Here is a 5524-nt window from a genome sequence, read left to right on the forward strand (position 1 = left end):
GCCAGGCTCTCCACATATTCAGGGGAGTCTTCCCCCTTGATCGTGAACTCCTGTCCGAAGATTTTCACATTTACCTGGGTTGCCATACTCCATCCCCTCCCACCGGCATCCGCCTAATCCCTTCCAAAGAGATCCCGCTGAACCTGATCCGACCGTTTTTCCTTCAATTTGATCCCTTCCAGCTTTCTCAAGGCACTACGAACCTTCTTGCGGATCGTCATACGATCACTCTTCAGATATTTCAACTCCTCTTTCATCTTTTTCATTTTTACCGCGATTTCAGCGTCAACCTTTCCCTTCCCCGTCTCTTTGCGGAGAGCACCTTCGAGTTCACGAAGCCGACCTTTCAGTGCGATATTCTCCTCCCGCAATGCGGCAATCAACTGAACGGCCTCACGAATCTTATGATTCAGATTTTCTTGATTGGAATTCATAGCCCAAAACACTCAATTATTTCTTATGGTTACAATCTTTATCTATAATAAAACCTTAAAAGTAACATGTCAAGCTTTTTCCGGTTCAGGCCGCAACAAAACGAAATGAATCCCTTATGAATTTTTTGATGATCACTGTCTGTCGGAAAGAATGAAGAGGGGGGACTGTGAGATTTATCATCAAATAATGATGTCAATTACACTTTTCGTCGGACCGGAATCGGAGTCCCGGGGGGGGTCTTCCGTTTTGCTCTCTTTTTCATGCCTGTTTCTGCGCTTCTCACTTTTACGCCTCCTGATCACATTCGGAGGAGATTCCGTCGCAATATCCTCTTTTTGAATCCCCGTACCTTTTTTCGATGCCCTGGGAATTCCGTCTGTAACCGGGGGGGCTATACGCTGAATGTCAAAGGGATCGCTCATCTTTCAAACGCTTTCAGGCTCTGCTTTCAAGGGAACATCCACCAGCACATTCAGGGAAATGCCGGCCTGATCCTGGTGGATGACCTCTTTGATCCTGCGATGACTTTTATCATGAAGCAGGTCAATTCGATTCAAATTCTCAGAAGGATTCCCTGCCGGGTCCACAAAAATCCGTACAATGGGGGTCAGAAGATGATCCCGGTGGATCTCCGTCACCACACCGATCTCTCCCGAGGAGAGGATCACCACAGTCCCGACCGGGTAGATACCAATCCGGGCGATAAAACGCTCCACCAGACCGGGTTCGAAGTTACCTTTCGCCATTCGGTAAATACGAGCAATCGCTGCATAAGGCATAAGCTTCGTCTGATAGACCCGTTCGGTCGTCATCGCATCGTAGACATCGGCAATGGCTGCGATCTTTCCGAATTCGGAGATTTCCCTCCCCTTTAGTCCGCGGGGGTACCCCTTTCCGGAGACTCGTTCGTGATGTTCCAGAGCGACCTGCATGCTTTCCATATTCATCCCCGGAATCTCCCGGAGGAGTTCCACACTGAAGACGGGATGCCGCTGAATCATTTTCAGTTCCGCTGGATCGAGTTTGCCCGGCTTGTTCAAAATTTCCTTGTTCACCCGCGTCTTTCCCACATCATGAAAGAGGGCACCCACCCCAAGTTTTTTCAATTCACTCTGGGTATAGTGCAGGGCCTTCCCGAGAATCAGGGAAAAGGTCGAAACATTCACACAGTGCATAAAAGTATATTCATCAAAGTCCTGCAGTTTGGAAAGAATAAAGAGAACATCGGGATGATGGGTAATATGATCAATCATCCGGTCCACCACCTCTTCAGCGGATTCCAGATCGGGAGATCCTCCTTCGGCAATATCCCGGTAAACCCCTTTAACACATTCTACGGCATGCCGCTGCAGAGCCTTGGCAACCCGGATTTCCTCAGGATCAAAAATAGACGGAATCTCTTTCGCCTGTTTGCTCGAGGATTCCGACTCCCCCTTCTTTCCCGGGGCAGGAGCGAACTCCGGTGAAACAGTCGCAGACCCGGCCCAGTCGCCCTTCTCCGTATCAACGTACAAAACGTCCACGTGATACTTCCGGAGCTTTTCAACCTGTTGCGGAGACTGGATATGCTTTTTGAAGAAGGGGATCTCGATCCAGGAGCGGTCCACTTTTTCAACGTACATGCCGATTTGAAGGTCATTGATATGGATCTTTTTCAGCATTGCTCCGCACCTTAGTGGTCCTGTTCGCAAATACTGTGACGCACCGAGAGGATCGCAGGGTGGTCTCGTCAAGGCGCTCGACTGAGGCGTACCCCCTGTGGTACGGGGCAACTCAAATGCCACTGTATTTACGAATAGGGCCACTTAGAGGCCATGCTCACCCAGCAAAATTTGCAGGTTGAGAAAAATCAGCAGACGGTCTTCCAGTTTTGCCACCCCCTGAATGAATTCAATATTGTTGTCCGAACCGTTCTCGGCATCGGGGGGCGCCAGAATAAAGGTATTGGAGATATTCAACACCTCGGACATGGAATCGACCATCAAACCGACGTTCTTTCCCGACTCTTCCACCACCACGATCCTTGCTTCTTTCTTCAGTTCGATCGCTTCCATCCGGAACCGTCTCCGAAGGTCCATGACGGGAATGATCTTTCCCCGGAGATTGATGACACCCTTCAGATAATCCGGCGTATTGGGCACCCGGGTCATCTCCTGCACCCGGATAATCTCCTGCACCCGGAGAATATCAACGGCATATTCTTCCCGGCCCACATGAAAAGTCACTAATTGCAGCAGATTTTTCTCGGGTTCAACCTCCGACACCACCTCCGTGGCTGCTCCGTTCGTTTTGACTTCCATATCGTTCTCCAGCCCCTTCCGACATTTCATCCGAATATGTTCTTTTCTTCTTTGTAGTTCTTTTCAATCACCGGAATCAGCTCATCGAGTTGTGCGCCCGTGAAACCGAGGGTTTTCGCCGACTCCGAACCGTTCACATCGATGCCTTCCTCCGGTCCTTTGGTCCCGACCCCCAGGCGGTGGCAGATCATGTCGGCCAGATTGATGATCGCCGTCAGCGTCAGGATGTATTCATCCTCATCGGCCACCAACGTCGGGTTGTGATGGAACTGAACGGCCTTTTCCAGTTCGTCGGTCAGGTTCCACTTCTTGATCACCAACGCCCCCACCTCGGGATGGGTAAATCCGAAAAGATCCTGCTCCGCCTCCAGCGCCGTGATCCCCTCATTGTAGGTCCGCTCCATCACCGCATTATAGAGATCACGGTTACTGTTGTTCATAATCACCTTGCCGATATCGTGCATCAGACCGCAGACGAAGACATCATCGACCTTGCTGATCTTGGCCTCCTTCGCCAGGATATGGGAGGCAATCCCCATTCCCACCGAATGTTCCCAGAGCATTCGCTCCGTCAGGCCGAAACTCTTGTAGACCTCCTTTGTCGAGACGGCAATCACCAGACTCCGGATGGCGCTGTACCCGATGATCACAATGGCGGACTGTAGATTATTAATCGTCCGCAGACAACCATAGAAGGCGGAATTTGAAATTTTCAGAATTCGGGCCGTCAGGGCCGAGTCATCGGAGATGGTGCGGCAGATCATCGCTGAAGAGGTGTTGGGATCGGCAAGAAGTTTCATGACCTTATTGGCCACGTCGGGTACCGCCGGCAAATCACATGCGTCCATAATCACTTCTTCAATCGTCGCAGTCATAATACGTTCCTCCCTGGCAGAAGATCTCGTGGATCAGAAAATCCTTTTCTATGCTTCTTCCGATCCTGTTTACTGAACCTTGAACACCGACAGATCCTGCTCCATTTCCATGGCAAGGCGGCTCAGGTTCTCACAAGCCTTGCGAGACTCTTCCCCTTCGTTGGAAAATTCTCTGCCGAGTTGGGCGATTTCCTGGGTGTTCTCCGCAATCATCCCGGAGGTCTGAGCTTCCTCCTGAGCCGAGGTGGAAATCTGCTGTACCATCTCCTTGACCTGGACAACACCATTGAGCATCTGTTGCAGAAGCGCTTTGTTCTCCTGGGTTCTTGCCGTTCCTCCTTCCAGGAGTTCGATTCCCTCACAGAGCCTCACCACGGCATCTCCACTGACCTCCTGTATCTGTGAAATCATCTCCACGATTTCTTTCGTCGCCTTGGAAGTCCGTTCCGACAGTTTCCGGACCTCATCGGCCACCACGGCAAATCCTCTGCCCTGCTCGCCGGCATGTGCCGCCTCAATGGCTGCATTGAAGGCAAGAAGATGGGTCTGTTCCACGATGTCGTCGATCACCTTCGTGATGTTTCCGATCTCCAGGCTCTTCCGTGAAAGATCGGCACTCATCTCAGAGGCCCCCGTGAGTATCGTTCCAAGTTGATCCAGATTCGTCAGGACCTCTTCATTTTTTTCATTGCCCTCTCTGGAGTATTGCACCATCGCTTCCGCCGACGCCAACGATCGTTCGGCATATTGGGCCACCCCTTGGATCGAGTGGTTCATTTCTTCTACGGCCGTAGCAATTTCTTCGCCGCGGCGAGCCTGATCTTTCATTCTCTCCGTCATTTGTGTCGAGGTACTGGAGAGTTCCTCCGAGGCCGAGGCCAAGTGCGTGCTGCTATGGGCCACCCCCTCAATGAGAGAGCGAAGATTCTCCTGCAGCTTCATCATATCGTGATAGAGATCGCCCAACTCGTCATTGCTCTTGACCGCGTCAACATCCACACTGAAATCTCCGGCAGCCACGCTTTGCACCATCCGGGAGATACGCTGCAGGGGCGAGACAAGATTACGGAACAACAGAAAGGCCGCCCCCCAGGAGAGAGCAATCAGAGAAACCGCCATAAACAGCAGGGTCCTCTTAAAACTCCGTAGGACCTCCCAAAACTCCCCGCTCTCTACCGTTGTTCCGGGAAGCATTTCCGTCTGCTGCCGGAGCACCTGTTGATACCCGGTCTCCATTTTCCGAAGGTCCCGGACCGCCACTCCGCCCATCAGAAAAATCCCGACCGTGACCAAGGCCGCAGCGAGCGCAAGTTTATGACTGATTTTAATTCTCATACCCGGACTCCTTTTCGAAGACAGTCCCCTGTTTCCGCATAGACAGCCTGCGTGATCTCTTCCGCCAAGCGGTTCAACCGCACCCGGGCATCGACCACACCCGCCCGTTCCGCAGAACCGGGCATCCCATCCACTACGCAGCTTTCATGATCCTGTGCCATCGTCCGGCCGGAAAACTTTTTGATGCTTGCCATCCCTTCCCGGCCGTCGCATCCCATTCCGGTCAGGATAACCCCTAAAACTTTTTTTTGATAGATCCGGGAAATGGTTTTCATGGCCACATCCACAGAAGGACGAAAAAGAAGCCCCGCCGGTGAATCGGAGAGATGAATCACACAGGATTCCCCGGCCGGGCTTCTCACGGACAGATGGCAGCCTCCCGGTGCAACGAAGACCCTCCCGGAGACAACGGGGTCCCCTTCCTCCGCTTCCTTGACCGAAAGGCGGCTCATCGTATTTAATCGTTCCGCAAAAACCCGTGTAAATTCCTTCGGCATATGCTGCACAACGATCACCGCCGCTCCCAGGTTCTCCGGCAACAGCGGGATCACATCCTGCAATGCACTCGGACCGCCGGCG

Annotated in this window: 6 protein-coding genes; all 6 read right to left on the reverse strand. The window is 52.2% G+C overall.

What is annotated here, in order from left to right; all coding sequences use genetic code 11:
- Positions 1–113: 113 nt before the first annotated feature.
- Positions 114–434 (reverse strand): hypothetical protein, encoded by a 321-nt coding sequence (locus tag GXP58_08525; protein NOY53651.1) that lies wholly within the window; start codon positions 432–434, stop codon positions 114–116.
- A 426-nt stretch (positions 435–860) separates the two neighbouring features.
- A complete protein-coding gene (locus GXP58_08530) occupies positions 861–2096 on the reverse strand; it encodes an HD-GYP domain-containing protein (protein ID NOY53652.1) in 1236 nt (411 codons plus the stop codon).
- Positions 2097–2240: 144 nt separating this feature from the next.
- Complete coding sequence (locus tag GXP58_08535; GenBank protein ID NOY53653.1) at positions 2241–2735, reverse strand: chemotaxis protein CheW; 495 nt, start codon at positions 2733–2735, stop codon at positions 2241–2243.
- 26 nt (positions 2736–2761) lie between these two features.
- Complete coding sequence (locus tag GXP58_08540) at positions 2762–3610, reverse strand: HDOD domain-containing protein (GenBank protein NOY53654.1); 849 nt, start codon at positions 3608–3610, stop codon at positions 2762–2764.
- Between the two features lie 69 nt (positions 3611–3679).
- Positions 3680–4945 carry a methyl-accepting chemotaxis protein gene (locus GXP58_08545; GenBank protein ID NOY53655.1) on the reverse strand — a complete coding sequence of 422 codons (1266 nt, stop codon included), beginning with the start codon at positions 4943–4945 and terminating at the stop codon, positions 3680–3682.
- The coding region (locus tag GXP58_08550) for a chemotaxis protein CheB (GenBank protein NOY53656.1) at positions 4942–5524 on the reverse strand (583 nt) is incomplete at its 5' end. The genes GXP58_08545 and GXP58_08550, both read right to left, overlap by 4 nt.

It is taken from the genome of Deltaproteobacteria bacterium, assembly GCA_013151235.1.
Taxonomy (GTDB): Bacteria; CG2-30-53-67; CG2-30-53-67; order CG2-30-53-67; family CG2-30-53-67; genus JAADIO01.